This window comes from Clostridium estertheticum (assembly GCF_018861295.1).
Taxonomy (GTDB): domain Bacteria; phylum Bacillota; class Clostridia; order Clostridiales; family Clostridiaceae; genus Clostridium_AD; species Clostridium_AD estertheticum_D.
Window position 1 is genome coordinate 1 of sequence record NZ_JAHLDM010000025.1, and the last position, 25,499, is coordinate 25,499.

General features: G+C 28.9%; 30 protein-coding genes and 2 pseudogenes. 16 read left to right on the forward strand and 16 right to left on the reverse strand.

The features are described 5' to 3' along the window. From KPL54_RS19800 to KPL54_RS19810, 3 genes and pseudogenes are all read left to right on the forward strand, one after another. Window positions 1-305 (forward strand): annotated as a pseudogene (locus KPL54_RS19800) (recombinase family protein); the annotation flags it as partial. A gap of 14 nt (window positions 306-319) precedes the next feature. Then, a complete protein-coding gene (locus KPL54_RS19805; protein WP_216108268.1) occupies window positions 320-994 on the forward strand; it encodes a TetR/AcrR family transcriptional regulator in 675 nt (224 codons plus the stop codon). Between the two features lie 81 nt (window positions 995-1,075). Next, window positions 1,076-1,813 carry a hypothetical protein gene (locus KPL54_RS19810; RefSeq protein ID WP_216108269.1) on the forward strand — a complete coding sequence of 246 codons (738 nt, stop codon included), beginning with the start codon at window positions 1,076-1,078 and terminating at the stop codon, window positions 1,811-1,813. Window positions 1,814-2,124: 311 nt separating this feature from the next. On the opposite strand, the gene KPL54_RS19815 is transcribed toward KPL54_RS19810, so the two are convergent. The 3 genes from KPL54_RS19815 to KPL54_RS19825 form a co-directional block, all read right to left on the reverse strand. Further along, on the reverse strand, window positions 2,125-2,856 hold the full coding sequence (locus KPL54_RS19815; RefSeq protein ID WP_216108270.1) for a hypothetical protein: 732 nt from the start codon (window positions 2,854-2,856) through the stop codon (window positions 2,125-2,127). A 15-nt stretch (window positions 2,857-2,871) separates the two neighbouring features. Beyond that, the gene (locus KPL54_RS19820; RefSeq protein ID WP_216108271.1) at window positions 2,872-3,249 is read right to left on the reverse strand and encodes a hypothetical protein; all 378 of its coding nucleotides are present in this window, start codon (window positions 3,247-3,249) and stop codon (window positions 2,872-2,874) included. 182 nt (window positions 3,250-3,431) lie between these two features. Beyond that, window positions 3,432-3,653, reverse strand: coding sequence for a hypothetical protein (locus KPL54_RS19825; RefSeq protein ID WP_216108272.1), 222 nt, complete (start codon window positions 3,651-3,653; stop codon window positions 3,432-3,434). A 149-nt stretch (window positions 3,654-3,802) separates the two neighbouring features. Between KPL54_RS19825 and KPL54_RS19830 the strand changes: the two genes are divergently transcribed. Next, entirely contained in the window at window positions 3,803-4,357 is a 555-nt protein-coding gene (locus KPL54_RS19830) for a TetR/AcrR family transcriptional regulator (RefSeq protein ID WP_216108273.1), read from the forward strand. Between the two features lie 399 nt (window positions 4,358-4,756). Continuing rightward, the gene (locus KPL54_RS26855) at window positions 4,757-4,867 is read left to right on the forward strand and encodes a hypothetical protein (RefSeq protein WP_375373006.1); all 111 of its coding nucleotides are present in this window, start codon (window positions 4,757-4,759) and stop codon (window positions 4,865-4,867) included. Here KPL54_RS26855 and KPL54_RS19835 read toward each other — a convergent pair. Further along, window positions 4,848-5,663, reverse strand: a complete 816-nt coding sequence (locus tag KPL54_RS19835; protein ID WP_216108274.1) for an alpha/beta fold hydrolase — start codon at window positions 5,661-5,663, stop codon at window positions 4,848-4,850. The two genes, KPL54_RS26855 and KPL54_RS19835, sit on opposite strands and share 20 nt — an antisense overlap. Window positions 5,664-6,029: 366 nt before the next feature. Between KPL54_RS19835 and KPL54_RS19840 the strand changes: the two genes are divergently transcribed. Then, on the forward strand, window positions 6,030-6,944 hold the full coding sequence (locus KPL54_RS19840; RefSeq protein WP_216108275.1) for a LysR family transcriptional regulator: 915 nt from the start codon (window positions 6,030-6,032) through the stop codon (window positions 6,942-6,944). Between the two features lie 350 nt (window positions 6,945-7,294). Beyond that, window positions 7,295-7,459 (forward strand): annotated as a pseudogene (locus tag KPL54_RS19845) (IS91 family transposase); the annotation flags it as partial. A gap of 295 nt (window positions 7,460-7,754) precedes the next feature. On the opposite strand, the gene KPL54_RS26860 reads toward KPL54_RS19845, so the two are convergent. Further along, window positions 7,755-7,853 carry a MerR family transcriptional regulator gene (locus tag KPL54_RS26860; protein ID WP_216108339.1) on the reverse strand — a complete coding sequence of 33 codons (99 nt, stop codon included), beginning with the start codon at window positions 7,851-7,853 and terminating at the stop codon, window positions 7,755-7,757. A 1,007-nt stretch (window positions 7,854-8,860) separates the two neighbouring features. On the opposite strand from KPL54_RS26860, the gene KPL54_RS19855 reads away from it, so the two are divergent. After that, window positions 8,861-9,460, forward strand: coding sequence for a tyrosine-type recombinase/integrase (locus tag KPL54_RS19855; protein ID WP_216108277.1), 600 nt, complete (start codon window positions 8,861-8,863; stop codon window positions 9,458-9,460). A gap of 148 nt (window positions 9,461-9,608) precedes the next feature. Here KPL54_RS19855 and KPL54_RS19860 read toward each other — a convergent pair whose 3' ends face one another. From KPL54_RS19860 to KPL54_RS19870, 3 genes are all read right to left on the reverse strand, one after another. Further along, window positions 9,609-10,067, reverse strand: coding sequence for a hypothetical protein (locus KPL54_RS19860; protein WP_216108278.1), 459 nt, complete (start codon window positions 10,065-10,067; stop codon window positions 9,609-9,611). Between the two features lie 695 nt (window positions 10,068-10,762). Continuing rightward, window positions 10,763-11,176: a hypothetical protein gene (locus KPL54_RS19865; RefSeq protein ID WP_216108279.1), complete on the reverse strand. Its 414-nt coding sequence runs from the start codon at window positions 11,174-11,176 to the stop codon at window positions 10,763-10,765. Between the two features lie 250 nt (window positions 11,177-11,426). Beyond that, on the reverse strand, window positions 11,427-11,984 hold the full coding sequence (locus KPL54_RS19870) for a helix-turn-helix domain-containing protein (protein ID WP_216108280.1): 558 nt from the start codon (window positions 11,982-11,984) through the stop codon (window positions 11,427-11,429). Window positions 11,985-12,253: 269 nt separating this feature from the next. Between KPL54_RS19870 and KPL54_RS19875 the strand changes: the two genes are divergently transcribed. From KPL54_RS19875 to KPL54_RS19885, 4 genes are all read left to right on the forward strand, one after another. Next, the gene (locus KPL54_RS19875; RefSeq protein ID WP_216108281.1) at window positions 12,254-12,877 is read left to right on the forward strand and encodes a LysE family translocator; all 624 of its coding nucleotides are present in this window, start codon (window positions 12,254-12,256) and stop codon (window positions 12,875-12,877) included. Between the two features lie 278 nt (window positions 12,878-13,155). Continuing rightward, window positions 13,156-13,338 (forward strand): phage integrase N-terminal SAM-like domain-containing protein, encoded by a 183-nt coding sequence (locus tag KPL54_RS26175; protein ID WP_253203605.1) that lies wholly within the window; start codon window positions 13,156-13,158, stop codon window positions 13,336-13,338. Window positions 13,339-13,424: 86 nt separating this feature from the next. Beyond that, window positions 13,425-14,012, forward strand: coding sequence for a tyrosine-type recombinase/integrase (locus KPL54_RS19880; RefSeq protein ID WP_253203613.1), 588 nt, complete (start codon window positions 13,425-13,427; stop codon window positions 14,010-14,012). Continuing rightward, window positions 14,005-15,192 (forward strand): IS91 family transposase, encoded by a 1,188-nt coding sequence (locus KPL54_RS19885; protein WP_216108282.1) that lies wholly within the window; start codon window positions 14,005-14,007, stop codon window positions 15,190-15,192. The genes KPL54_RS19880 and KPL54_RS19885 overlap by 8 nt, the downstream gene beginning before the upstream one ends. A gap of 501 nt (window positions 15,193-15,693) precedes the next feature. Here the strand turns inward: KPL54_RS19885 and KPL54_RS19890 are convergent. The 3 genes from KPL54_RS19890 to KPL54_RS19900 form a co-directional block, all read right to left on the reverse strand. Beyond that, window positions 15,694-16,020, reverse strand: a complete 327-nt coding sequence (locus KPL54_RS19890) for an SdpI family protein (RefSeq protein ID WP_216108283.1) — start codon at window positions 16,018-16,020, stop codon at window positions 15,694-15,696. A 1,080-nt stretch (window positions 16,021-17,100) separates the two neighbouring features. Further along, window positions 17,101-17,409 (reverse strand): hypothetical protein, encoded by a 309-nt coding sequence (locus KPL54_RS19895; RefSeq protein WP_216108284.1) that lies wholly within the window; start codon window positions 17,407-17,409, stop codon window positions 17,101-17,103. Window positions 17,410-17,548: 139 nt separating this feature from the next. Beyond that, window positions 17,549-17,701 (reverse strand): hypothetical protein, encoded by a 153-nt coding sequence (locus KPL54_RS19900; RefSeq protein ID WP_216108285.1) that lies wholly within the window; start codon window positions 17,699-17,701, stop codon window positions 17,549-17,551. 794 nt (window positions 17,702-18,495) lie between these two features. On the opposite strand from KPL54_RS19900, the gene KPL54_RS19905 reads away from it, so the two are divergent. Continuing rightward, complete coding sequence (locus KPL54_RS19905) at window positions 18,496-19,509, forward strand: alpha/beta fold hydrolase (protein WP_216108286.1); 1,014 nt, start codon at window positions 18,496-18,498, stop codon at window positions 19,507-19,509. Between the two features lie 303 nt (window positions 19,510-19,812). Here KPL54_RS19905 and KPL54_RS19910 read toward each other — a convergent pair whose 3' ends face one another. From KPL54_RS19910 to KPL54_RS19930, 5 genes are all read right to left on the reverse strand, one after another. Continuing rightward, window positions 19,813-20,121 (reverse strand): hypothetical protein, encoded by a 309-nt coding sequence (locus KPL54_RS19910; RefSeq protein WP_216108287.1) that lies wholly within the window; start codon window positions 20,119-20,121, stop codon window positions 19,813-19,815. A gap of 122 nt (window positions 20,122-20,243) precedes the next feature. Beyond that, window positions 20,244-20,396 (reverse strand): hypothetical protein, encoded by a 153-nt coding sequence (locus KPL54_RS19915; RefSeq protein ID WP_216108288.1) that lies wholly within the window; start codon window positions 20,394-20,396, stop codon window positions 20,244-20,246. A 515-nt stretch (window positions 20,397-20,911) separates the two neighbouring features. Further along, the gene (locus KPL54_RS19920) at window positions 20,912-21,412 is read right to left on the reverse strand and encodes a hypothetical protein (protein WP_216108289.1); all 501 of its coding nucleotides are present in this window, start codon (window positions 21,410-21,412) and stop codon (window positions 20,912-20,914) included. 351 nt (window positions 21,413-21,763) lie between these two features. Continuing rightward, window positions 21,764-22,129, reverse strand: coding sequence for a VOC family protein (locus KPL54_RS19925; protein WP_216108290.1), 366 nt, complete (start codon window positions 22,127-22,129; stop codon window positions 21,764-21,766). Between the two features lie 320 nt (window positions 22,130-22,449). Then, the gene (locus KPL54_RS19930; protein WP_445986078.1) at window positions 22,450-22,632 is read right to left on the reverse strand and encodes a recombinase family protein; all 183 of its coding nucleotides are present in this window, start codon (window positions 22,630-22,632) and stop codon (window positions 22,450-22,452) included. 463 nt (window positions 22,633-23,095) lie between these two features. On the opposite strand from KPL54_RS19930, the gene KPL54_RS19935 reads away from it, so the two are divergent. The 3 genes from KPL54_RS19935 to KPL54_RS19945 all read left to right on the forward strand — a co-directional run bounded on the left by KPL54_RS19935 (window position 23,096) and on the right by KPL54_RS19945 (window position 25,296). After that, window positions 23,096-23,707, forward strand: a complete 612-nt coding sequence (locus KPL54_RS19935; RefSeq protein ID WP_216108291.1) for an RNA polymerase sigma factor — start codon at window positions 23,096-23,098, stop codon at window positions 23,705-23,707. Further along, window positions 23,679-24,554 (forward strand): hypothetical protein, encoded by an 876-nt coding sequence (locus tag KPL54_RS19940; RefSeq protein ID WP_216108292.1) that lies wholly within the window; start codon window positions 23,679-23,681, stop codon window positions 24,552-24,554. Before KPL54_RS19935 ends, KPL54_RS19940 begins: the two co-directional genes overlap by 29 nt. 97 nt (window positions 24,555-24,651) lie before the next feature. Then, on the forward strand, window positions 24,652-25,296 hold the full coding sequence (locus tag KPL54_RS19945; protein ID WP_216108293.1) for a VanZ family protein: 645 nt from the start codon (window positions 24,652-24,654) through the stop codon (window positions 25,294-25,296). The last annotated feature ends 203 nt before the right edge of the window (window positions 25,297-25,499 follow it).

Sequence of the window (25,499 nt, forward strand, 5' to 3'; positions counted from 1 at the left end):
ATACGCCATTAGTAAGCACAGGAGACACCAAATTAGATTATACGATAAACAATATGCTTATTAATTTCTTGTCTTATATAGCTGATAAGGAACGGGAGAAAATACAGGGTAGAGTTATAGAGGGATTAAAGAATGCTAAGGCTAAAGGCATTAAGTTGGGTAGACCTAATAGAATTTTACCAGAAGACTTCAAGAAGTATTATAGTAAGTGGAAAGATAAAGAAATAACCGGAGTTGAATTTGCAAAATTATTGAGCATAAGCAAAGCAACATTATATAGGTATATAAAAGAATATGAAATGTAAGAGAGGGGATTTAAATGAGTAGGCAAAAAAATTTAAAAAAGCGTAATGAAATTTTAAGTAGTTCATTCAAGTTGTTCTCTAAAAAAGCATATAATGATGTAACCATGAACGATATCGCTGTGAGTGCTTCTATAAGTAAATCTTTATTACAATATTATTTTCAACAAAAGAAAAATATTGTTGGAAATATGCTCACTGATTTACTAGAAAAATCATTTGAATATGTTGATTATAATTTGGCTAGTACAACAGAAATTTATGTAAAACTCTCGGTATATGCAAATTTATTTTTTTCAGTCATTCTTGAACAAGACGACTTAAGGAGATTTATTAATAATGTTATAAGGAATGAAAACTTACTTGATTTATGGATTAATATAGTTAATGATTGGCTAGAAAGTATGAATGATAAATATTTTAAAAAGAATCTAAATGATCGGTATTTAATTGCGTTAACATTTTCTATGGGAGGAGGTAGTAACCTTCTATCTAAATATGAGTTGGAAGTCTCAGGAAGCTATATTGCTCAGCAGATGGTAAGCTCTTTTATAAATATTTTAGATGATTCTAATAGTGAAATCGGACAAATTATTAAGCAATCAAATAAGCTAATTAAAAAAATTGATATAAAAGATTTTGAGAGGTACTATCAAAAAGAAGTACTTTGGTATGGCAATAGAGAACAATAAGTATTTTATATATTTATATTGACATCATCTCCTTAATTTAATACTATACATGTATAGTATTAAATTAAGGAGATGATGTCAATGGTTCAAGAAATTATAAAAGCTTATACTAATAACCCATCTTTAGTAGGAATATCTGCATTTACGTTTTTGATTGGATATATAGAGTATATTTATAGCTTCGCTTTAGTAATTAAGGAGAAGAGTGCTCCATTTCCTATTTGGATGCACATATTCTATTTTGCACATGATACTACAGGAGCAGTAATATTTTTTTTATTAGCAAAAAATAACCATTGGTTTTGGTTTTTTACGACTGCTTCAATTGCATTAGTTATTTGGAGTTTATTCGAAGTATTTAACTTATATATGGCGGTAAAAGTTGAACGTCAAGATATTTGGGGTAAATACTATAAAGAGCCTGTTACTGTAAGACAAGCAATCTTTCGTATTATTGGACAAATTATGTTAATGTATTGTGTTGTAAACCTGTTCCGTGTATTTATGAACGATGTTGTTATGCTTAAATGGTTTACCTTTACTAACATTATTATGGCAACAGGTCCCGGTTATTTATGGAGTGAACGTCAAACCCGAAAAGGCACTGCAGTTGGATTAGCTATAACAATTTTAATTGGTACAATAAATACATTCCTTCCTGCTGGATTTGGTATGTTTACAACGGCTTCAACATATTTTGATAAGCCATGGTTTTATATTACAGGTGTAGTTGTTGTTCTTTTTGCACTAAAAAATGTTTTTTTAGTATTAAGTTTTCCACCTAAAATAAGTGAAGTTGGTAAAAGAGTTATATGGTAATTTCCCATCCCGCTCAAAAGGTGGAACAGGTTAATAGACTCAATGTGAATGTAACTCAATTGTGATATGCTCCCTATAAGGTGACAAGGAGCAGTTCAGTATTGTGTTACATTCACAATATCAATACGCACTTAAGAAAGTAAACCCATATCTAGTGACATGGGTTTACTTTTGAGTACATAAAGAAAATTGCAAAAGAAGGATTTTATTAAAAGATACAGCTCCACAAATTAATGTGGAGCTCATTTTTTAGGTAACGGTATGTGTTCCATCGCTTACCAACAAATAGTTTACTTTAATTATTTAATATTTCAAGATAATAAATTTTGTTGCTTAGGAAGTCTATATGCAACAATCAGATATCTCATAGCACATAATACACTTACTCCCCCCAATACATAAAACCATGTTGAATTCAGAATCGGAACAGCCGTTGCAAAAAAACCAATTCCTGGCGGAGAAAAGGTTAAAATTGTACCAAGCAAAGTAAACCACGTCAAAGGGATAATTCCTTTTTGTCTGAATCCTATCTCTTCCAACCTGAACTGAGTAACAATAGCAAGCGTTGCATTCGTTGACATCATGAGCACCAAACACATCACATCTCCAATTGCTAGTCTAATTGTCATAAAAAGAACAGCTCCTATGATATAGCCTGCTATTCCTCTGACCCACCCCGTCTTTTCGCTTACATTCCCATCTTTATAATACTTACCCCATATTTCATTCCTTTCATTCCTCACTGATTGATATAAAGAAAATATTTCTATTACAACAAAAATCATGCAGCCAATACAGAGCACTTTAAATAACCAGAAATCAATCTTGAAAAACCATTGGGCAAACAATAATGAAAATGTGATATCGTGTCCAAAATACCAGCAGTGCTGCCAAAAATAAAATGGACACTGCTTATGTTTCACCTGCATATACATGCTTGTAAAATATTGTAAAAAACCAAATCCATATGTTGTAAATGCCAGCATGACAATTAATGTCTTATGAGCATTCACCTCAGCCATTACTTGTTGAATCGTGTACATGATTTTCCTCCCTCATTACCAAACTAATTTTTTACCATCATTCATCAGTGACGGCTTTTTTGGCAATCTTTTCAATACAATGATATTTCTAATTGAATAAGCAATGCTCACAATGCCTATCAGATAAAACCACGGGTTATTTGAAAACGAAAAATAGTCACTCGCCATTGCCCACATGTTAGAAGGAAGAACCGAGTTGATTGTACCAATCAAAATTACAATTGCCAGCTGATATGACGCACCGATCTGGGTTTTTTTCTTTTCCCAGTAAAGACCCGGAAGAATAGCTATCAAAATATTCGTAAAAATAAACCATTTAAACATGTATGGATCATTCATAAACACTCTGAATAAATTTACGGCTCCAACAAATACTATAATCCGCCCAAGCACTCTTAAAAATGCCTCTTTTACCTTAACCGGTTCTTCATGAAGGTATCCCCATATTTCTTGTCTCTCAACGAATATGCATTTATACAGGTTATATACTTCGAACAGATCCAATATTACAAGTGCAATAGAATCCAGTGTAAAAAACCAGAAACCTCATGTTGCCTTTGCTGCCATTGCAAAAACTATCGGCCCCATGGAATCATGTGCATCCATACCGGATAAGTCGCACTTTTCTTCCTTCTTACTAGTTTGAAGTTATAAACATATTCCAAGTAACCGATAAAAAATGTAAATGCTGCAACTATAAGTAACATGGCAAAGTGTGGATTATCATGACTAAAAGCATATGTGAAATCTTCTAACCTGTAATTTTGTGGATAATAAGAAAATAATTTTTCTATCATTTTACTTCCTCATTTTATTTCCGTTCTGTTGATTATTCATCATATAAGTATTATAATCAACTCAAGAAATACAATCAATTGCCAACAACTTTATGTTTGAGTATTAATCTACATATATTGCTAAATTGATGAATATCAGGAGGGTTTTTATGAAAAAAATAGATCGAAGAATTCAAAAGACAAAGGATTCAATACATAATGCATTTATTCATCTGATACAAATCAAAGAATATAATTCTATTACAATTACCGAAATTGCTTCTATCGCAAATATTGACCGCAAAACATTTTATCTTCATTACACTTCTATTGATGATGTTCTAAAAGAATTCTCGATAGAAGCAGCTGAAGCTGTCCGCGTTTTATTACAGGAAAATCGACCATTTGACATTAGACTTTTCTTTCAAGGATTAACAAATATTATGGAAGATAATATTTGTTTTTATCGTCATGTTTCATCTATAACATCATATGCTTTTTTTCTAAGCCAATGTAAAAATATCCTGAAATCATCGCTCAAAGATTCGTTCTTTTCAAAATCCGAATTACACGAAAATGTTTTTGATGTATATTCAGAATTTATTGCCTCTGGAATTATTGGAATCTACACGAATTGGCTGATTTCGGATTCGAAAATGAATCTTGCTGAACTCACCACTCATGCTATAGACGCCGTTTCAAACGCCTGGGAAAAAATAGTTTAACTCAAGTCTAGTTACCTGCTGCAATAAATCTTTTCTTTGCAATGTTATGACCAATCTTATGCTGATTTAATAAAAATAGTACCACCACAATTCCGGCTACCAGAATAGCGACATTCTGAAAATAGATAAATACACCGACAAAACCCACGCTAAGACATAAAATGGATATAAAACGTGACTTTTGACTACGTTAAGCAAATAATATTTAAAAATAAGTGCCATAAAGGTTATATTAGAGTTGTTTTGATACTTTGTTTTTGGTAATAGTTTTGGAACTGAAAATCACGTATAAAGTGACTATTTCTAAGGGTTATATTTAAGTGCCAAAAACGAAGGTTTATGGCACTATATTCCTTAACGTGGGTTTTGTCGGCTCCACCCTAGGAAGCTCGGTTTCTTATAGATGATTATATTTATTTCTACGACTATGAGCGCATACAACTAAAAATAAAACTGACACCGTTTTCATATGGTGTCAGTTTATGTAAATTTAGCCTACAAAATTCTTAACTTCATTATTAAACTTATCCGGATCCTCTAACATTAGTGAATGACCACAGTTAGAAAAACCTACCATTTTTGACCCTTTTATCATATCTCTTAGATATTCACTATTTTCACGTGGATATAGACCGCTTTCCTCACCAAAGGTTATCAATGTAGGTACTGTTATTTTTGGTAGTATATCTCTATAATCTTGTGAACTCATAGTAACCCACATACGAGTCATAACTGTGGCTGAATTTTTATTTTCTTCTTCATATGTCCATTTTAAATCTTCCTTATTTTTACAACCAGATTTCGCAAAAATAGCAGGTACAAATACATTTACGAACTCCTTCCAATTCTCATTCATGGCTACCATAGTATTCAAATTGTCTTCATGAGAAAATTTGCCATAAAGTCCTACTTTGTAGTTTTCATCTGTTATAAGTCTTGCTGTCATATCCATTATTATTATCTTTTCCACATTGTCGCAACCAAATTGTTTTATATAATCAAAAATAATGTCGGTACCCATTGACCAACCTACTAATACTACACTCTTCAAGCTAAAATAATCAATCAGATTCTTTAAATCCTGTGCATATCTTGGAATTGTATAACCATTTTTAGGTTCTTCTGATAAACCATGACCCCTCAAATCGTAACTAACAACCTTATAATCATTTTTCAGCACTTGTATTTGTTTCTTGAAAAACAAATGATTTGCAGACCACCCATGGATGAAAAGAATAGTTTTGTTTCCTTCACCAGTTGTTTCATAGTATAATTTGGTATTATCGTCTGTTAAAAAATATGACATTAAAATTCCTCCTATAAAATTTTATAATTTACAATATAAACTTTTACTCATAACGATTACATTTATAAATCAATGACAGAAATTTCTTCTGTATGACCAATCCAATAACTTTTTCATAATTATTAGTAAATTAATATCAAGCATTCCTTTCTAAATTTGAATTTTGGTCTTTATCTAAAACAAAAAAACATTAAATCCTGATTTACATTAAGCAATATTAATCTATTCAGAAGTACTACCTTAATTCTTCATAGATTAATATTAGTATTTTTTATATATAAATACTAATACCTACAATTCAACATAAATATAACCTTTAGTTATATTTATAAAAGGGATATAATAGGGCAATAGGAAGTGATAGCATTGGAAATAAGAGAAATGAAATACATTAAAGAATTATCAGAAAGTCAAAATATGGCACAGGCAGCTGAAAATCTATATATATCTCAGCCTGCATTAAGCAAAGCATTAAAAAAAATCGAATCTAATCTGGGATTTAACATATTCAAAAAGATAGGGACTAAAAATGCACTTACCGAACAAGGAAAACGCTTGGCAGAAAATATTGAAACTGTTCTAGAAACCTATCAGCTTTTTGAGAAATCACTTCATACAATAAAGATGAATAAATCTTATGTGAATTTTGGAATTATCCCATACTACTGTACACCTTTTACTACCATGTTTCTATATGATTTCAAGGAAAAATATCCATATATAGATGTAAATGTAACAGAAGCAAATGAAAATATTTTAATGGTCAAATTAGGAAGAGGCGAAATTGATGTAGTTATGACAGAAAGACCACTGCCTTCAAAACGCATTGAAATATTTTCAGGATTTAAGGACGATGTATCAGTGGCTGTAGGAAAAAACAATATATTATATAATAAAGACAGCATAACATTCTGTGATTTAAAAGCTCATAATTTTAATATAGTTACTAGTGGAAATGTCTTGTATCAACAATTAATGGACGGTTGTCACAGATCTGGGTATAAACCCCAAATAGGTTATCAAAGTTCTCAGATTGGTCTTCTTCTTGAAAAAACTATTTTAGGAAATGGAATATGCATATTAAACAGACCTATGCTATATGACAATATTCAGGCTAATTCTTTTTTAAAAGACATTCGTATTATACCTATAGATCCATCTTTACAGTGTTATTGCTATGTGTCATATAAAAAAAATTTAAATATTACAAAAGAAGTTATTTTATTTTTAGAAAGCCTTACAGAGGGACTTACAATTGATACAAGAGAACGTATACTGTAATTTCTCAATTATATAATTAAGTAAGGTATCTTTTCACGACTTTTGCTGTATATGCATTCTATAGGATTAAAGTGAATGTAATTCAATTGGTATTAAAAGATATACTACTTAAAGCAATGCCTAAAAAAATAAAACTGCTATAAGAGATGAGCCCTTTATGAGTACTAAAAACAAATTCAATAATTAATGAACCCACTCTACTAACTGTTATTAATACGCCGTAAGTATACGTATACTTACATAATGATAAAATTTTAAGTGTCATTGGTAAAAAGACAAAGAGATCAAAGTCTGGATATGAGGCTGATATAACGATTTATGATGTGAAGATTGTGGTGGCTGCCAATACAAATCAAAATTTAGAAGTTAAGTTAAGTGTAGCGGAGCTTCTCTTAAAGCTGACAGGGATAGATATAAATATTTGTTCTTGCTGTGGTAAGGGCCAAATTCTAACAAAAGATAAGTTAAATCGTCAAAACTATTCTCCGCCAGGAGAAACAAACAAAATAGCATAAAGTGATTATTAAGGAGAGGGGAAAAATACGTCTATTTTTAAAATTAAATTGGGGATTAGAAGGATTATAGATACATTTGTGTAAATTATAGTTAAGAGTATTGATATTAAAACAAATTTCAGAAAGAGGGGAAAGATTGAATCTCCATAGTAGTGGAAACGCGGCATCGTTCTTTAGCTTGTTTCAGAAATTGAGCAATTTTAGTGACTATCATCATTTAAGTATATACTTATGGTGATAGTTTTGGCCGGCTCAACATCTGAATCCAAACCTATTCATTTAACGAACTTTATAATTATTGATTCAATACTCTTTTAACTTCTTTATAATCTAATCCTTTATCATTTAATTCAAATATTAATTTTAATGTTTTAATATTGTTTTGACTATATATTTTTTCGCTATCATTATTTCGCTATCATTATTTCGCTTAATATTTAAACCCACAGTTTTTTCTATATATCTTAAATTAAAAATTTCTATTTTAAATAACTTACATATTTGATCTATTGAATATAGCTTATCATTAACTATTATAGTCACCTCCTGAGATTATACATTAACACTTCTATATTAAAGAGACAAATAATAATATCCTCTATTATTTTATCTGATTATATACAAAGGCATACAATATAATATGGATGAAAATACAATGTATTTCACGACATTTGTGTTACCCATGTATCTAGACTATACCCTAATTCATGCTTTTTCCTTATGCAATAAGTTACTATTTTACTGTATAAAAGGTGTCTAATTAAGAATATACACTCCATTTATGCATGATTTCATACTTATTTCTTAAATTGTTAGAGTTATTTTTATAGTATGGTTTAAGCCATATTATAAATAAGATTAAAAATAAAAAGGTCTGGTATAATCCAGACTCATTCTATTAATTAAATATATTAAAGGGGGAGCCTTTAATATATTTATATTATCATTTCAATGTTACAGTTTCATACCAAAACTAATAACATATTGTAAATAATTTATATTTATAGCATTCCATATAACATAAAAAACTAAGGTATAGGTAAAGTAAATTTATTGCTATTTTGTTAAACTTAAGTTAATCTAAATTTGCCCCACTTTTATGGAGCAGTTTTTAAATGCAAAGGTTCTAAGGTGTCCCCTTTTTATAACCTTTGCATTTTTTATCATTTATTATTTAAATAAAAAAGTATACAACATAACGAAAATTATATTGTATACTTTTTACTTTTTTAAAAGGATAAATAACGAACTTTATTTATATTTTATTCAATGTAATGTCCAACTTCTATGTTTTATTTTTATAGAAATGGACTAAGGCTTGCATTATCAATGGCTAACATGGTATTTTAAAGATAGACATAATAGTTAAAAGGTCTATCTTTTGAAATAGGGGGCTTAAATATGATGAAAGAAAATGAAGAGAAAGTAAAATATCTTACTCAAGCGGAAATGAAAAAAAATTTTAAAGTTATAGAGAAAGATAATAGCATACATGCTTTAAGGAACTTGGTTATTTTTAGAGTAGCATATAGATGCGCTTTAAGAGCTTCTGAGGTTGGGTTAATACATTTAGAGGATTATAACAAGACAAGAGGTGAAATGTATTGCCACAGGCTTAAAGGAAGCAATAATAACACCATAAGATTAGATCAAGAAACTATTAAGATCTTAAACAAATATATTAGGCAAAATGAGATTTGCGATAATCAGCAAATTTTGTTTTTAAGCCAGGAGAGAAAACCGATCTCTCGCAAGACTTTAGATGTCTTGATGAAGAAGTATTGTCACTTAGCTAAAATAAGTGATATAGAAAAGTATCATTTTCATACTATAAAACATACGGCTGCGGTTCATTTGGCAGAATCTGAAATTGATATAAAGGAGTTGCAATACTATTTGGGCCATAAATCTGTAACAAACACATTAATATATTTTCAATTTACTACAAAGCAGCAGGAAACAATGTATGCTAAACTTCAAAAGAATAATCAGATGGTTTAAATAATTGATTTATAATACATTTAGAATATCAACATAAGTCTTCACAAATAACCCCCATATCATTAGATAAGGGGGTTATTTGTGACGACTTAATATTGTATCACGACGTAAAAATACCGTAAAATTCATTCCTGAATAATACAGTATTTTAGAGCTTTGCTTCTTTCTTTATATTTTTAGATTCAAGAAAAACTGATGTTAATTCTTGAAATTCTTTCATCAATTCAAAATAGGTTTCAGAATACTCTATAAACTTACTCTCTTCTAATGGATCAAAGTTTGTTCTATAAAAGTTTACTTGTGTTGATAAATTTACTAGCTTAAATGTATATGTATAACATTGACTATGCTGTTTTCTATGATTCTCTATATTATACAATGAAGTCAATCCCGTTGCTAATGCACTAAGAATAAATGCCACAGATTGTCCTATTTCACCTAGTTTTAAGCCAAGTAAGATGGTAGTCATAGTTGTTAATATTATCTGTATATTAAATATTAATCGAGTCTTTTTAGCATCTTTCAGCGCTTTATTAACATAAATTGTGCAAAGTGCCTGTATTTCTATTACTAAATTTTTTAATTTTGCTTCAGTTGTTAATGGCAATTAGATACCCCCAGTTTGTTAGTTTTTTTATTCTTTTATTCTAAATAATCCGTAAAGATATAAAGCACATATTATAATAGAACTGTTTTTGTTGATTATGTCTACTATCTTAACTATTTTATATAGTATTATTAAGTTTTCAAAGAACATTGTTAGTGCGTTTAAATTTAATTAGTAAGACGTATTTTTTAGCTATATCGACATAAAATGAATGAAAAAAGTTAAAAGTTCGCGTTATATCAAGTTAAAGTTCGTTCGTTCGTTTATTTTACATTGAGGTCATGGAAACTAGATATATATCCAAAGTTCACCTTTGTAGATAAAATACGAGCTCTGGTTTTTTAGTTGGGTATTTTTGCCCATCCCCCCGAAAGGAGGAATAGGCAAATCACTTATTCGATAAACTCTTAAATATAGCCATTCTCAAACCAATTGCCTATATTTATATTTCAAAACATGTACTATACATTTGACATATGTCAGAAATAAATAAGCTGTACTTATGACACATAAAAACAACGAATAAGGACTATTTCAAAAAGTGTACTTTTTGAAATAGTCCTTATTCCCCCTTTTGGAGTGTTTGGGCAAAAACACCCAAATACCGATATATTCAAAGATTTTTTAACCACAATAAAGAAAGATAAATGCATATGCATTTATCTTTCTCATTATATTTTTTTAAGAATACTTAACTACCAGTTAATCGTAATCGCCCCAAAAAGGTTTATTCCGCCAGAATTACTATCTGAATACGTCTTTACGTTAACAGATACATATTCTGATTCTGAATTTTCATCACAAGGGTTTACTTCGTTTGTATTAAAATTACTAACAAATGAATGGTAAGTGGGTAAGTTACTATCCACTTCATTCAACATTTTTGACATGATTTTATTTTTTAATCCTATAGTTATGATAAAGGTTGTCCCATCTTCTAAAGTAACTTCACGAATTACCTCAGCTGTATTTTCATTATTTCTAGGAATAGCTCTAAGAGTTTCTTCAGGAATAATAAAATCAGCCAATGATTCTATAGCATATTCAGTAGCACCTGATGCTAATTTTACTAATAAATTTTTTAATTGTACAACATATGATTTACTCAATATTAATTCATTTCTCCTTTATAGTAAGATAATAGGTTATCTATTTAAATAACACTACAAACTTAATATATGGGTTTACATGATTTTGGTGCATCTTTTTAAGATAAATGATATTTTAAACAAAAATATATAGTTTAAAGATAAATGTCGTGAAGCCAGACTTCCACGACATTTAGTATTTCTTCATTATAATTTTCAAACAATTGTTATATAATATTAGTCAATTAAATTAGTGTAGATGTCACCATTATTACATACTATCAGAGTAAAACATCAATATAAAAGCTTTAGCTACATTTCCAGTTTCATTACAATAGTAATGTGGTTTATCAGCAACAAAGTGTATCACTTCTCCTTCCTTAATCGTGAACTTTTCACTGTCTATATGTACATTTAAACTTCCAGAGGTTATTAAAACATACTCTTCAACACCATCATAATGAAATGAAGTTTCAGTTTGAGAATTTGGCATGTATTCATTAAAATATATTTCGAATTTTTTATCTTCATCAAAATTCATTAATGTATGAAAAGAATAACCATCGCCATCTATACTAGAATGATCTCCCATTTTATATATGGTAGGTGAACATAAATTGTCTTCTTTTAAAAAATAATTTAAAGGTGTTTTTAAAGCATTTGCAATATCCCAAAGTATAGAGATAGAAGGATTTCTTAATCCTCGTTCTATCTCACTTATCATACTTTTGCTTACTCCTGAATTCAAAGCTAATGAATCTATAGTCAATCCTCTAGATTTTCTTATCTTTTTTAGATTTTCTCCAATTTTAGTATTAATACTTTTCATAAAATTCTTCTCTTCCTTATCACTTATTTTAAAAAAACTTGCAAAACTATTTTTAAACTTGTATAATTCGATATAGTGTTATAAAAGCGTTCTATATCGAATTATTTTTTCTTTTATAATATATTATATTTTTATCAACAAAATATTTTTTGGCTATATTTATTATTACATAGTTAATTAAAATATAAAAGTCTAGTAGTTAAAAAGTCATGTAAATACGGTACTTGTGGAATTTCACAAGTAACTGCAATTTAAGGAGGTATAACAAAATGTTTTTACAAATTTTTTTAATTGGAATATTAGCTGGATTGTCTCCTGGTTCTGATTTCTTTATTGTTATGAAGAATAGCCTTGGATATGGAAAGAAAATTGGTATTGCATCTGCTATAGGTGTAGGAACCGCATTAATTATTCATGCGTCTTATACAATATTGGGACTTGCATTGATCTTACAAAAATACATTTATGTCTTTAAATTTATACAGATTTCAGGGGCTTGTTATCTGGCATTTTTAGGAATACAGGCTATTATATCTACTTTTTCACTTAAAGGAGAAAACTTTGAATCTTCAGAAACTGTTAGTGAGAGTAAAACCTTCCTACAAGGCTTTAAAAATGGATTTTTATGCAATATATTAAATCCAAAGACATTCTTGTTCTTTTTGAGCATATTTTCACAATTTATTACTTCAAACACTCCCATATGGGTAGAATGCATATATGGATTAGAAATTGTATTAACTATTGGAGGTTGGTTTGTTTTCCTTTCAGTAATGATTTCAACTAAGTTTTTTTGCCGAATCTATAAAAAATGTCGTAAGTGGCTTGATAGGTTTTTTGGGGGACTTCTACTATATTTCGCATCTATAATCTTCAAATCTGTTTTTAAATAATTTGTATTTAGATATTTATAATAAACACATTATATTTAATTCATAATAGGATAAAAAGCAGGTTATATATTAGGGAACACAAAAAACAGAATGTCGTGAAATATTCATTGAACTAAACCGCTAACAGCGGTGGCAGACAAGTGCTAATTATGTTAATTTAATTTTTTCTTAAATAAAATAGAAAGAAATATCCTATTACTAAGATACTTCTTTATTATAATGGACACTTCCTATAAACTTTTATTGTCGAAATAAAAAATAAGGGAGTGTTATTATTTATGTCAGAATTAAGAGAAAGATTGAAAATGGATATGGAACTAAGGGGATATAGCCCAGGTAGCATAAAAGCCTATACCAATAATGTTAGTAACTTTGCTAAATTTTATAATAAATCACCAAAGTTTTTAGGTGAAAAAGAAATACGCGATTATTTACACTATTGTATCACGAAAAAAAATTAAGTGAATGTACAGTTAATTATATTAACTCAAGCCTTAAATTTTTTTATACTAAAACGTTAGATAGGAATTGGAACAGTAATAAAATTATGAGGCTTAAAGAACCAAAGAGATTACCCTCTGTTTTATCTCCGGAGGAAGTTAAATCTATTTTCGACGTTACTGAAAACCTTAAACACAAGGCAATTCTCATGACGGTTTACTCCGCAGGATTAAGGGTCAGTGAAGTTTGTAATCTAAAAATAAAAGATATTGATAGTAAAAATATGCAAATACTAATAAGACAGGGTAAAGGTAAAAAAGATAGGTATTCATTGTTATCAAAAGTAAATCTTGAAGTTCTCAGAGAGTATTGGAAAAGATATCACCCTACGGAATATTTATTTTCTGGAAGTGGTGGCACTGGATCTATAAGTCATCGTAGTGTTCAAAGAATGCTAGAAAAATCTATAAAAAAGATTGGAATCACTAAGAAAGCATCTATTCATACCTTCCGCCATAGTTTTGCCACTCATTTGTTAGAGGATGGAACAGATATATGTTATATCCAAAGGTTGTTAGGACATACTCAAATAAATACTACAACTATCTATTTACATCTTAGGAGGCTGGATTTACTTAATATAAAAAGTCCATTGGATTCACTTCTAGATAAAAAAGGTGAACAATATGATTGAGATTCAAGACATATTTAATCAATTTGGTGATGAATATAGAAGAAATCATAAGCTGCCGCTACATATTTTAAAAACTATGATTGCTATTGAGTCTTGTAGAACAGCGGAACTCGGTGGTCATGTGGATGAGTGTAATGAATGTGTGCACATAAGAATATCTTATAATTCTTGTAGAAATAGGCATTGTCCTAAATGCCAAACTTTAGCCAAAGAAAGGTGGCTTGAAAAAAGAAAAGAAGATTTATTACCCGTAGTGTATTTTCATATAGTTTTTACTATACCCCAAGAACTCAACTTTATAACACTTACAAACCAAAAGGAAATGTATTCCATACTATTTAACTCTGTTTCTGAAACTCTACTCGAACTATCAAGAGATAAAAAATATTTAGGAGCAGAAATTGGTTTTATGAGCATCCTTCATACTTGGGGTCAAAACCTTATGAATCATCCTCATATGCGTTGTATAGTCCCAAGTGGTGGATTAACATTTGATGGTACAAGATGGATAAATTCAAAGAAAGATTTTTTTATTCCAGTGAAAGTTTTATCAAGAAAGTTTAGAGGTAAATTCTTGTTTTATCTTAAAAAAGCTTATCATAGTAATGCTCTTAAATATACTACTGGAATTCAGGAATTAACAGAAAAACATATATTTCATAGTTTCATAGATAAGTTATACAAAAAGGAATGGGTTGTATACTGTAAACCCCCTTTCGGGAGTGCAGAGCATGTACTTGAGTACCTTGGTAGATACTCTCATCGAGTGGCTATATCCAATCATAGAATTGTAAATTTGGAAAACGGATATGTAACATTTAAGTGGAAAGATTACAGAGACCATAATAAAGAAAAATTTATGACTCTTACGGTAGATGAATTTATGAGAAGATTTTTCATGCATGTTTTACCAACAAAGTTTGTTAAAATTAGACACTATGGAATATTAAGCAATAGAAACAGGTCAACTAAACTTCAAAAATGTAAAGAACTTACAGATGCAGTACAAATTAAAAGTGAAAATTCAGATGTTAAGTTAAGTGCAGCGGAGCTTCTTCTTAAGCTGACAGGAATTGATATAAATATGTGTTCTTGCTGTGGAAAAGGTAAAATGATTACAAAGGAGAAGTTGGATCGGCAAAACTATTCTCCTCCAGGAGGAACAAATAAAATAGCATAAAGTCTTTATTTTGGGGAGGGGTAAATGCGTCTATTTTTATAAAACAATCAAAATTTATGAGTAATATAGATACATTAATGGAAATTGAAGTAATAGCTTTAAATTAGAAACTTATTTCAGAAAGAGGTGAAAGATTGAATCGCCATAGCAGTGCTAACGCGGCATCGTTCAACTCCTCGTTTCAGACATTGAGCAACTTTCGTAGCTATCATCGTTTAAGTATATACTTAAGGTGATAGCTTTTGTCGGCTCAACATCTGAATCCGAGCCTGTTCATTTCACGACATTGTGTTGACCTCTATAACTAGCCTATACCCTCATTCTTAACTTTGCTAATATCATTATATACCATTTCCATGCCATTTTAGGTGTCTAATTGATAATATACACCCCTTTTATGCATTATTCCTAGCTTTATCCACACTCCATATTGTAATAAGTATTTTTATAATAAAAAGCTATTATAGATAAAAATAAACCCCTCTATAACAAGGTCTATGATTACTTTCTACTACCATCAGAATTAAAAATTTTTCTCAAATTCAATTCATTAATAATAATCACAATAGCAAAACAAACTACAACTAGTATTCTTTCATACTCATACTCATAACTAATATCGAATTTACTTATAATCAATTGTAAAGGAATAAGAATTAAACCTAATATAATAAGCGTATTGGCTGAATACTTAAGTGATTCGCTCCAAGTATCTTGATTTTTCATTGATAATATAGATTTATATCCGAACATAGGATTTTTTTTAGGTGGACAAATCTTAAATATAAGAGAACTGATTATACATATTATTCCTGAAATAATTAGCATTTTTACCTCCTAATATATAGATTAATTAATTTCACACTTTAATACAAGTTTGAATTAACTTATTTTCATAATTATAACATATATTCCATATGATAATTTTTCTGTTTTAAGCGATAAAACCCATACAACATAATAACGTTTCTTGTCGTTCTTTTAAATACTCATCTATTGATAAACTTACAGAAATATCTGATTCATTCTTTAAGCAGGAACTTATCCAGTCTTCATCACTAATAAGATATTCGTTTATATTTTTATGCCGCTTACTGTCACTGATCCATATGTCCCCCGAATTTATTTATTGTGCCATCTTCATTACATACATGATTTTTCCGTTTGTTGTTATCATTCATATCCTTTATGACATTAACAGCATTTATTAAGGATGTAGAATTATTTGATGGATGAAATTCTAAATTTTTAAAGAGAATTAGAAATATTTTCTTAAATTACCAAAACTACTATTTAGCAAATCAAGATAATCGTTATTTAAGGGACGTATTATTTTTTCAGCACTATATGCAGATTCTTTAAATATTTCCCATTTTCCTAGATTTTCTAACTCTTTTGAAATGGCAGTATCTATAGCTTTTACAAGTTTAACATGAAGCTACATTATTTCATTTGCGGATTTTGAACTTTTTACATTGAGCTCATCCATAAGCTTTAATCCCTTTAGAATGTAGTGAAATCATAAGCTTTGAGTGTACTTGAATAGCTTGATCAATTAATTCTCCATTTAAATCAGTTAGAAAAACTACCATAGTAGAAGGTAACTAGGTTTCTCTAATTAGTTTATCTTCTTCACTTTTTTTCTTTACAATGGTTATAAACCCTTGTTATCCAGTGTTTACACTTTTGTTTACAAACTCGTTTACAGTACTTGAAACATTTGTAGCAACAGCAATTATGATATTTATCGAGGACTTAAAGACATACCATATAACATCTTACTCGAATCCCTATCTAAAGCTGCTGTTCCTATATGTAAAACTTTATTAGTAGCTATACTTTTATGTATTACTATCTGGTTATTTCCCGCTTTAGCAAAAGAACCCTTAATTAATTTTAGTACATAAACTAATAGACAACATCATTTATCTTTTCAATTCTAATTATCATTATTTTACTTTGATCTTTTTTTAAGAATTGTTTTACTTCCATCCATTCTTCATCCACGTTTATAACTTCACAATCTACTGGACCTTTTGAAATAATCGAAAGTGTACATCTTTTACCCTCAAGTGCTTTAAGTATTTTAGACATCTTGGTTTCCCCCTTTATTGATGTATTGATTTTCTTGACATCTGCTTTTAGCTTCTTAAATTTGTCGCTTAATCCCATATTGGAAATCGCTATTATAAATGCCATTATTCCTATAAACTCCATATAATTGACCTCACCCTCTATTAAAAATAGTAAAAATTTTCGTTAGACTTAATTTTTATTCCTTATATGGCTTAATGTAAACTCTATTATAAAGATTACTACAAAAAAACAAAACGATGTGGAATTTTGTTTTACGGTGCTATTTAATTTTATTATTTAAAGCTGCATGAATTGCTAGTGTAATAAAAAGAGCAAAAACAAGAGCTAAATTTTTATCAATGAATCTACCAACTAAAAACCAACAAGCAATACCGATGAAAAAACAAATTACTCCATTTAAAAAATACTTCATAGAAATCCTCCTTTACCAAGATCTAATAGGGGTGTTTTTGCCTATCCCCGCGAAAAGGCATGTTAATATGAGGCAGTAACAGTATTTCATGTACTTAAAAATAATATTTAATAATTTATAAACCATGAATGTTACATAGCTCAAATTTTGATATTAATAAGTAACATACCTTTTGGAAGGGATAGGCAATACTACCAAATTACTTTCTGCAAATATACATTATACAATAAAGCAGACTTGTATTAACATGCTATTACATTCAATTTTATAATGTAACCCCAAAAGCATGAACCGTCTATTTAGTGACATTAAAAACACATTTTGTAACCTTTATATCAAATTTTAATATTAAAGGAGTCCCAAAGATTGATATGTGTACAAGTATGTAAACATTAATGTTTGTATATTTGTTTTCTTAAGTGTAAATAACTTTGTTGATAAAGTTATTTACATATTGTTATATTCCATATGCTATATACCAGGCAGCGTGTATCATTTCAGCTAAATCTCCTTGCTACTTAATTAAGTACCTATTAATATAGTGAATATATATCATTCTAAATAATATTAAAATACCATCTGGGCTGCAGACGGTATTTTTTTCATTCAAGATAATATTTATTATAACTGCAATTTCTTTGTTGACACGAGTTTAATATTAGTGTACTGTTGACCTAATACACTAATGCGTAGATATGTTTTGAATATTATTATGAAAAGTGAAAAATTGGAGATAAATTTTCTTCAATTGATAATTTTTTTAGAAATTAAAAATTAATAGGGAGTGGAATTACATGAAAAATAAAACAGAAAAAATACAAATGAATATTAGAAAGAAAATTTTTAAAGGTTTTAGGAATATTACAATTTTCTTTATTACAGTGATCCTTTTAATAAGTATAGCAGGCTTAATATATGAAAGAATTGGGTTATATTCTGATAGCAAGAAATATAGTGTGCCAGGAACAATAGTTAAAGTTAGTGGTCATGATATGCATGTTTATTCAGAAGGAAAAGGAAATTCAACAGTAGTTTTTGTATCAGGATTCGGTACACCAAGTCCATATGCTGATTTTTATCCTTTATATAATGAGATATCAAAGTATACAAGAACTGTGGTTTATGAAAGGCCGGGATATGGATACAGCGAAGTGTCTAATACAAGTAGAGATATTGATACAATTACAAAGGAAATGCATGAATTGCTTGAAAAATCAGGGGAAAAGGCTCCATATATACTTGTAGGACATTCGATGGGTTCATTGGAAATTATAAGATTTGCCCAAAGGTATAAAAATGAGGTTAAAGGAATTGTAATGATAGATGGTGGAAGTCCAGAATTTTATGCAAATGAAGAAATTGATCAAAATCAAATATCATCTATGAAACTAAAATCAGTTTTGAAGAATGAAGGAATAATTAGATTATTGTTTAATTACTCAAAAAAATTTTGTAGTTCAACATACTCATCTCGAAATCAACTATCACATGTGCCATTAGGTTTAAAAAATGTTGATACTGCAATGTATTTAAAAACTATAACAAACAAGAACAAAACAGCCGAATTAGTAAATTTAAAATCAAATGCACTGATTGTAATGAAAAATGGGAATTTAGGGCAAATACCTTTAAGAATATTAACGTCTGGTGAAGAAGCAAAAGATAGTAAATGGAAAAATAGTCAAGAAGATTTTAAGTCTTGGTCAACGGATAGTAAGCAGAAAATTGTTAAGGGCAGTCCTCATTATATACATCAATATGAACCTAATGTTATAAATAATGAAATAAAAAAACTAATAAAAAATTAGAAGTAGAAGGTAACTAGGTTTCTCTGATTAGTTTATCTTCTTCACTTTTTTTCTTTGCAATGGTTATAAAACCTTGTTATTCAGTGTTTACAAATTAGTTTACAGTACTTGAAACATTTGTAGCAACAGCAATTATGATATTTATCGAGGACTTAAAGACATACATATAAATCTTACTCGAATCCCTATCTAAAGCTGCTGTTTCTATATGTAAAACTTTATTAGTAGCTATACTTTTATGTATTACTATCTGGTTATTTCCCGCTTTAGCAAAAGAATCCTTAATTAATTTTAGTACCTAAACTAATAGACAACATCATTTATTTTTTCAATTCTAATTATCATTGTTTTACTTTGATCTTTTTTTAAGATTTGTTTTACTTCCATCCATTCGTCATCCACGTTTATAACTTCACAATCTACTGGACCTTTTGAAATAACTGAAAGTGTACATCTTTTACCCTCAAGTGCTTTAAGTATTTTAGACATTTTGGTTTCCCCCTTTATTGATGTATTGATTTTCTTGACATCTGCTTCTAGCTTCTTAAATTTGTCGCTTAACCCCATATTGGAAATCGCTATTATAAATGCCATTATTCCTATAAACTCCATATAATTGACCTCACTCTCTATTAAAAACAGTAAAATTTTCGTTAAACTTAATTTTCATTTCTTATAGGGCTTAATATAAACGCTATCATAAAGATTACTACAAAAAAACAAAACGATCGGTGCTATTTAATTTTATTAGTTAAAGCTGCATGAATTGCTAGTGTAATAAAAAGAGCAAAAATAAGAGCTAAATTTTTATCAATGAATCTACCAACTAAAAACCAACAAGCAATACCGATGAAAAAACAAATTACTCCATTTAAAAAATACTTCATAGAAATCCTCCTTTATCAAGATCTAATATGGGTGTTTTGCCTATCCCCGCGAAAAAGCATGTTAGTATGAGGCAGTAACAGTATTTCATGTACTTAAAAATAATATTTAATAATTTTAAACCATGAATGTTACATAGCTCAAATTTTGATATTAATAAGTAACATACCTTTTGGAAGGGATAGGCAATACTACCAAATTACTATCTGCAAATATACCTTATACAATAAAGCAGACTTCTATTAACATGCTATTACATTCAAGTTTATAATGTAACTCAAAAAGCATGAATCGTCTATTACGTGACATTAAAAGCACAGTTTGTAACCTTTATATCAAATTAAAATACTAAAGTAGTCCAAAAGATTGAGAAGTGTACAAATATGTAAACATTAATGTTTGTATATTTGTTTTCTTAGATGTAAATAAATTTGTAGATAAAATTATTTACATATTGTTATATTCTATATGCTATATCTAGTGATGGGCTATCAATCGTATAGTTATTATAATGGTGTTATCTGTATATTTTAGGTACTGGGTCTCCATTCAAATACTCATGTGCATTTTCTAAGTATAAATTACCATTAGTTTCTGTAACTGTAAATACAACAGGAATACCCCGTGAGCCTGAAACAGACTTTCCATTTGCATCAAGTACATCAAAATCATAAATCATATATACATATATCTTTCCATTAATTTTATGTTGATTGATTTCGGTTAACCTTAAAGAAAACTTTATAGGTTTTTTACACTCAAAATTCTCGTAGGAACTATAAACATTTGACTTATTGTATACATCTTTAGACATATATTTTGCCATATCAGAATCGTATCCTTTTGAACTTGTATAAGCTTTATTTACTAAAGAATTTATATCAACATATTTGTTGTGATCATAACTTACATAATTATACAATGTAATGACACCTATTATTATCGCTATTATTGCTATTATTGAATAATTTCTTATACTATCTATATTACCTATATTATCTATTTCATTATCATGCATTTTATTATACCTCCAAATTACTTAAGTTTGAGTATATAGTATCATAATAATGAATCATTTAATGACATTTCAGAGAATGTTAATTTTATATAAAAGTATGATAAACTAAAAAGGTAACTACACAATAATATTATAGAGGGTTACTAAATATCATTTTATTTGTAATTATAGCAATCATGATTATTTTTGCTGTATTTTACCTTCTTTTTTAAGTGTAATTCGGGGAGTAACTGCAAAACGCGGATTTTATACGCTAAGACATATATTACCAAAACACCGATATATTCAAAAAGTTCTTTGAATATATCGGTGTTTTAATTACGCTAAAACATAATTTAAGCATAATGGAATTTATGTATTAATATTTTTGTGTTCAACATATTCAATTATGGTGCCATCTAAATGTTTTACAGTAAAATTCATTCCTGTTGGAACTTTCTTTAAATCCCTAATAATTACAGCACCATTCTTTAATAAAAATTTTCTAAATTCAATGACAGAATCTACTAAGAAAGTTGCACTTGTATCCTTAAATGGTTTTAAAGCTTCATCAGTACCACTTAAAATTAAAATGTTACCTATTTGTGCTAATTCTAATTTCATCTCACTATACTTAACTATTAAATCACAATCTTGATTTAATAGTTTTTTGTATAAATCTATAGATGTATTTATATCATGTACATATAAACGAGTTAATATTTTCTTTATTTTCACTTATTAACATCTCCTTTATTTGTTAAGTAATTATCTTAAATTACGATCTATTTGTTAGTATATCATGATAGTAAATATAATTCTAATGTTTATGAATTATTGCAATATTTCCCTCAAAGGCCTCATATTGTCTATTAAATTGTAATCAGAACTATCATCAAAGTTATACTGACCAATAAAATTAATATGTTCCCATCCAAGTGGAGAAACGTGTCTTAGAAGAGAGTCGATTTAACTCTTACACCATCAGAAGAGGAAGTACTGACATCACCCCAATGTACAGCATAAGGCTGTCTATGATGATAATCAGAAATTAAATTTCACAACCCATTCATATCCTTATATTTTCTTGTGTCTAACAATGGCATATCCAAAACTACTATATTTATTTTCTTTGTTTTTATAAGTTCCTGCCACTCATCTAATATCATTTGCTTGTTTCTTCCTAACCTATCCAGGGATTTAATATATAAAATATCTTCTTCCCTAAACATACGCTTCATCAATTGATATTCAGGTCTTTTGAAATCTTTACCACTAGCCTTTTCAATAATACATCACTAATATTAGAAATACTATTTATGCTAAGCAAATCATTTTGAGTTAACATAATTTTTCCACCTGCATATACACACAAAAAAAAGGCTTTGGATTTTCAACCAAAGCCTTTAAAAAACTATATAATCGGATAACAGACTGTTTATCGCCCAACAGCCAAGCAATCATGGTATTATTGTCCCCCACTAGGGAAAAGAGCGTCATCCTTAACTCTTTAAGTTATAAAGTATAAATACTATAATATAGTATATCATTATCATCAGGAAAATAAACTAAAAAATTAAAAATATATACTAGCTAATGTAAAATATGGAAGCGTATGCAGGCAGATTTTACTATAAATTTTTGAACCTTTTTTATGTTTCATGTCTCTTATATAATAGGTGCACCTAAAAAGGAGGTAATCGCATGGACGAGATTAATCTAATACAGCGCTGTAAAGAAGACGATATGGATGCCTTTAATGATTTATATAAAAAATACAGCAGCAAGGCCCTTAGAACAGCCTGTCTTATATGTGGGCGGAATAATATAGCAGAGGATGTAGTTCAGGAGGCTTTTATAAAATGCTATAAAGAAATTAAAAATTTAAAAAATCCTGAAACCTTTCAAGCTTGGTTCTATCGTTTACTTACAAGAATAGCCTGGCGTTGTTGCTCAAAAGAAAAAAATCATTTATACATAGAAAGTATGGATGATAATAAGGACACAGTTACAGATAGCTTAGTGGTATCTGATATTGCCGAAAAGAGAGAAATTAAACAATTGGTAGGTAATGCTATTAACAAGCTGAGTGTACCTTTAAAAACAACTGTTATTCTTTATTATTATAACGAATTATCTATTAAAGAAATATCAAAAGTTTTAGGTTGTTTTCAAGGTACCGTTAAATCAAGACTTTATAATGCTAGAAAGCTGCTTAAAAAGGGATTAAGCAGTAAAGAATTTGAAGATTATTTTTTAACTGATAAAAATATTAGGAGGGAGTCAGATGAAAAAGCAAGACCATCAACAATTTGAAAATATAATAAAAGTAGTTTTAGCAGATAAGGCTGAAAAAATATCTACCCCAGATAATATGTTTGAAAATATAAAACATGAAATTGAATTTAATAGGAGTGAAGAAAAGTTTATGTTAAAAGAAAAATTTTTACCTTTAAATTTTAAGAAATCTATTATTGTTGCATGTTGTAGTATTTTTATAGTTACAGGATCAGTATTAACATTTTCACCAGGTGTCAGGGCCTCAGCACTTCAGAGCATAGATAAATATGTTAATGGTTATACAGATATGAAAAGGTATGATAGGGCTCCATCTAAGGATGAACTGAAACAGAATTTAGGATATGAAGCAAAAATGCCGGCTTCACTTGAAGGAGACTATAAGTTAATTAGAAGTCATATATTGGGGCATGTTGATGGTTTAATACCAGACAAACAATATGATAAAAGAGGAGCAGCTGGTATATATTCAAAGGACAATAATAAAGAAAATTATGTGTCACTAGATCTTTTGAAAGTTGGAGCAGGTGATGATACTCCAATATTTAAGAATGCTAAAGCTGTAACTATTGGAAATACTGCTGCATACTGGGTAGAATATAAAATACACATAGTACCTCAAGATATAATGGATAAAAAAACCAAAAAAGAAAAGAATGAAATTGATAAAGCTTGTGAGAGTGGTAAAGAAATCTTAATTAATGTCGGCAGTAATGATAACCGTAAGCTTAATGAGGAATTTAAAACTGCACATTCCTTAAAATGGGCAGATAATAAGGTAAATTATCAACTTACTGATGAAAATAACAAATTAACTTTTAAAGAGATGTCAAAAATGGCTGAAGGTATAATAAATTCAAAATAAATTTTGAATTAAATAAATATAAGTTATTGTGAAGTATTTTATATTTCACAATAACTTATATATATTAAAAAGTATAATAATGGGAGATGAAACATTTATGCTTGTTACAGTCATTAAATCAATATCTTATGAATACATATGCTTAATATTTTTTTGTTTTATATTTCAAATAGTTATGGTTAAAAAAGAACATAAAAATGGACATAGGTATAGTTGGAAGCATTTTATATGGGTTTATATTTTCTATATATACTTAATGCTTGTATTTATTTGCACTGGTGTTGGAACTCTTTATGAATTTAGACTATATGGAACAGCTATCAGCCTAAATCAAATTAATTTAATACCTTTTAGTATTACTTCTGGAGGAATTATGACACATATTGCAAACGCTATAATGTTTTTACCTTTAGGCTTTCTTTTACCTCTTATTTGGGAGCAATTTAAATCAGCTGGGAAAGTGGTATATACAGGATTATTATTTTCATTAGCAATTGAATTAAGTCAACTTTTGGATAGGAGAACTACTGATATAGATGATTTAATAATGAATACCATGGGAGCATTTTTAGGTTTGGTAATTTTCTATTTATTTGAGAAACTGTTCAAAAGTAAGAAAGAAAAACAAAAAGATAGCTTAATAAGAACAAAACTGTCTTTTTTAGCTTATCATGAAGCTTGTTTTTATCTTATTTTTTCATTTGCAGGTGTATTTTTACTCTATAAGCCATTTTTATTCTAACTAAATGCTAAGGGGTCAGACCTATAGGGATACGGTTCACAAAAGCTAAAAATTGATGAAGAGACATTCTTGGGGTAGCATACACAAAAATGATATTTCGTACGTTAAGAAAAACATAGCCCTATAAATGTAACAATCTAGGTTGTAAAGTGCTTAGTTTAACAAAACTAAGCTCCTAAATGTCCATTTCAATTTAAATTAAA

Bases quoted from the DNA above. Each gene is read 5' to 3' on its own strand.
- KPL54_RS19900 (WP_216108285.1), bottom strand. From the start codon at position 17,701: ATGAAGTATTTTTTAAATGGAGTAATTTGTTTTTTCATCGGTATTGCT.
- KPL54_RS19915 (WP_216108288.1), bottom strand. From the start codon at position 20,396: ATGAAGTATTTTTTAAATGGAGTAATTTGTTTTTTCATCGGTATTGCT.
- KPL54_RS19920 (WP_216108289.1), bottom strand. From the start codon at position 21,412: ATGCATGATAATGAAATAGATAATATAGGTAATATAGATAGTATAAGA.
- KPL54_RS19880 (WP_253203613.1), top strand. From the start codon at position 13,425: ATGAGGCTTAAAGAACCAAAGAGATTACCCTCTGTTTTATCTCCGGAG.
- KPL54_RS19830 (WP_216108273.1), top strand. From the start codon at position 3,803: ATGAAAAAAATAGATCGAAGAATTCAAAAGACAAAGGATTCAATACAT.
- KPL54_RS19905 (WP_216108286.1), top strand. From the start codon at position 18,496: ATGAAAAATAAAACAGAAAAAATACAAATGAATATTAGAAAGAAAATT.
- KPL54_RS19935 (WP_216108291.1), top strand. From the start codon at position 23,096: ATGGACGAGATTAATCTAATACAGCGCTGTAAAGAAGACGATATGGAT.
- KPL54_RS19825 (WP_216108272.1), bottom strand. From the start codon at position 3,653: ATGATAGAAAAATTATTTTCTTATTATCCACAAAATTACAGGTTAGAA.
- KPL54_RS19870 (WP_216108280.1), bottom strand. From the start codon at position 11,984: ATGAAAAGTATTAATACTAAAATTGGAGAAAATCTAAAAAAGATAAGA.
- KPL54_RS19875 (WP_216108281.1), top strand. From the start codon at position 12,254: ATGTTTTTACAAATTTTTTTAATTGGAATATTAGCTGGATTGTCTCCT.
- KPL54_RS19815 (WP_216108270.1), bottom strand. From the start codon at position 2,856: ATGTACACGATTCAACAAGTAATGGCTGAGGTGAATGCTCATAAGACA.
- KPL54_RS19930 (WP_445986078.1), bottom strand. From the start codon at position 22,632: ATGAAGCGTATGTTTAGGGAAGAAGATATTTTATATATTAAATCCCTG.
- KPL54_RS19940 (WP_216108292.1), top strand. From the start codon at position 23,679: ATGAAAAAGCAAGACCATCAACAATTTGAAAATATAATAAAAGTAGTT.
- KPL54_RS19895 (WP_216108284.1), bottom strand. From the start codon at position 17,409: ATGGAGTTTATAGGAATAATGGCATTTATAATAGCGATTTCCAATATG.
- KPL54_RS19885 (WP_216108282.1), top strand. From the start codon at position 14,005: ATGATTGAGATTCAAGACATATTTAATCAATTTGGTGATGAATATAGA.
- KPL54_RS26175 (WP_253203605.1), top strand. From the start codon at position 13,156: ATGTCAGAATTAAGAGAAAGATTGAAAATGGATATGGAACTAAGGGGA.
- KPL54_RS19910 (WP_216108287.1), bottom strand. From the start codon at position 20,121: ATGGAGTTTATAGGAATAATGGCATTTATAATAGCGATTTCCAATATG.
- KPL54_RS19945 (WP_216108293.1), top strand. From the start codon at position 24,652: ATGCTTGTTACAGTCATTAAATCAATATCTTATGAATACATATGCTTA.
- KPL54_RS19835 (WP_216108274.1), bottom strand. From the start codon at position 5,663: ATGTCATATTTTTTAACAGACGATAATACCAAATTATACTATGAAACA.
- KPL54_RS19890 (WP_216108283.1), bottom strand. From the start codon at position 16,020: ATGCTAATTATTTCAGGAATAATATGTATAATCAGTTCTCTTATATTT.
- KPL54_RS19805 (WP_216108268.1), top strand. From the start codon at position 320: ATGAGTAGGCAAAAAAATTTAAAAAAGCGTAATGAAATTTTAAGTAGT.
- KPL54_RS19810 (WP_216108269.1), top strand. From the start codon at position 1,076: ATGGTTCAAGAAATTATAAAAGCTTATACTAATAACCCATCTTTAGTA.
- KPL54_RS19855 (WP_216108277.1), top strand. From the start codon at position 8,861: ATGATGAAAGAAAATGAAGAGAAAGTAAAATATCTTACTCAAGCGGAA.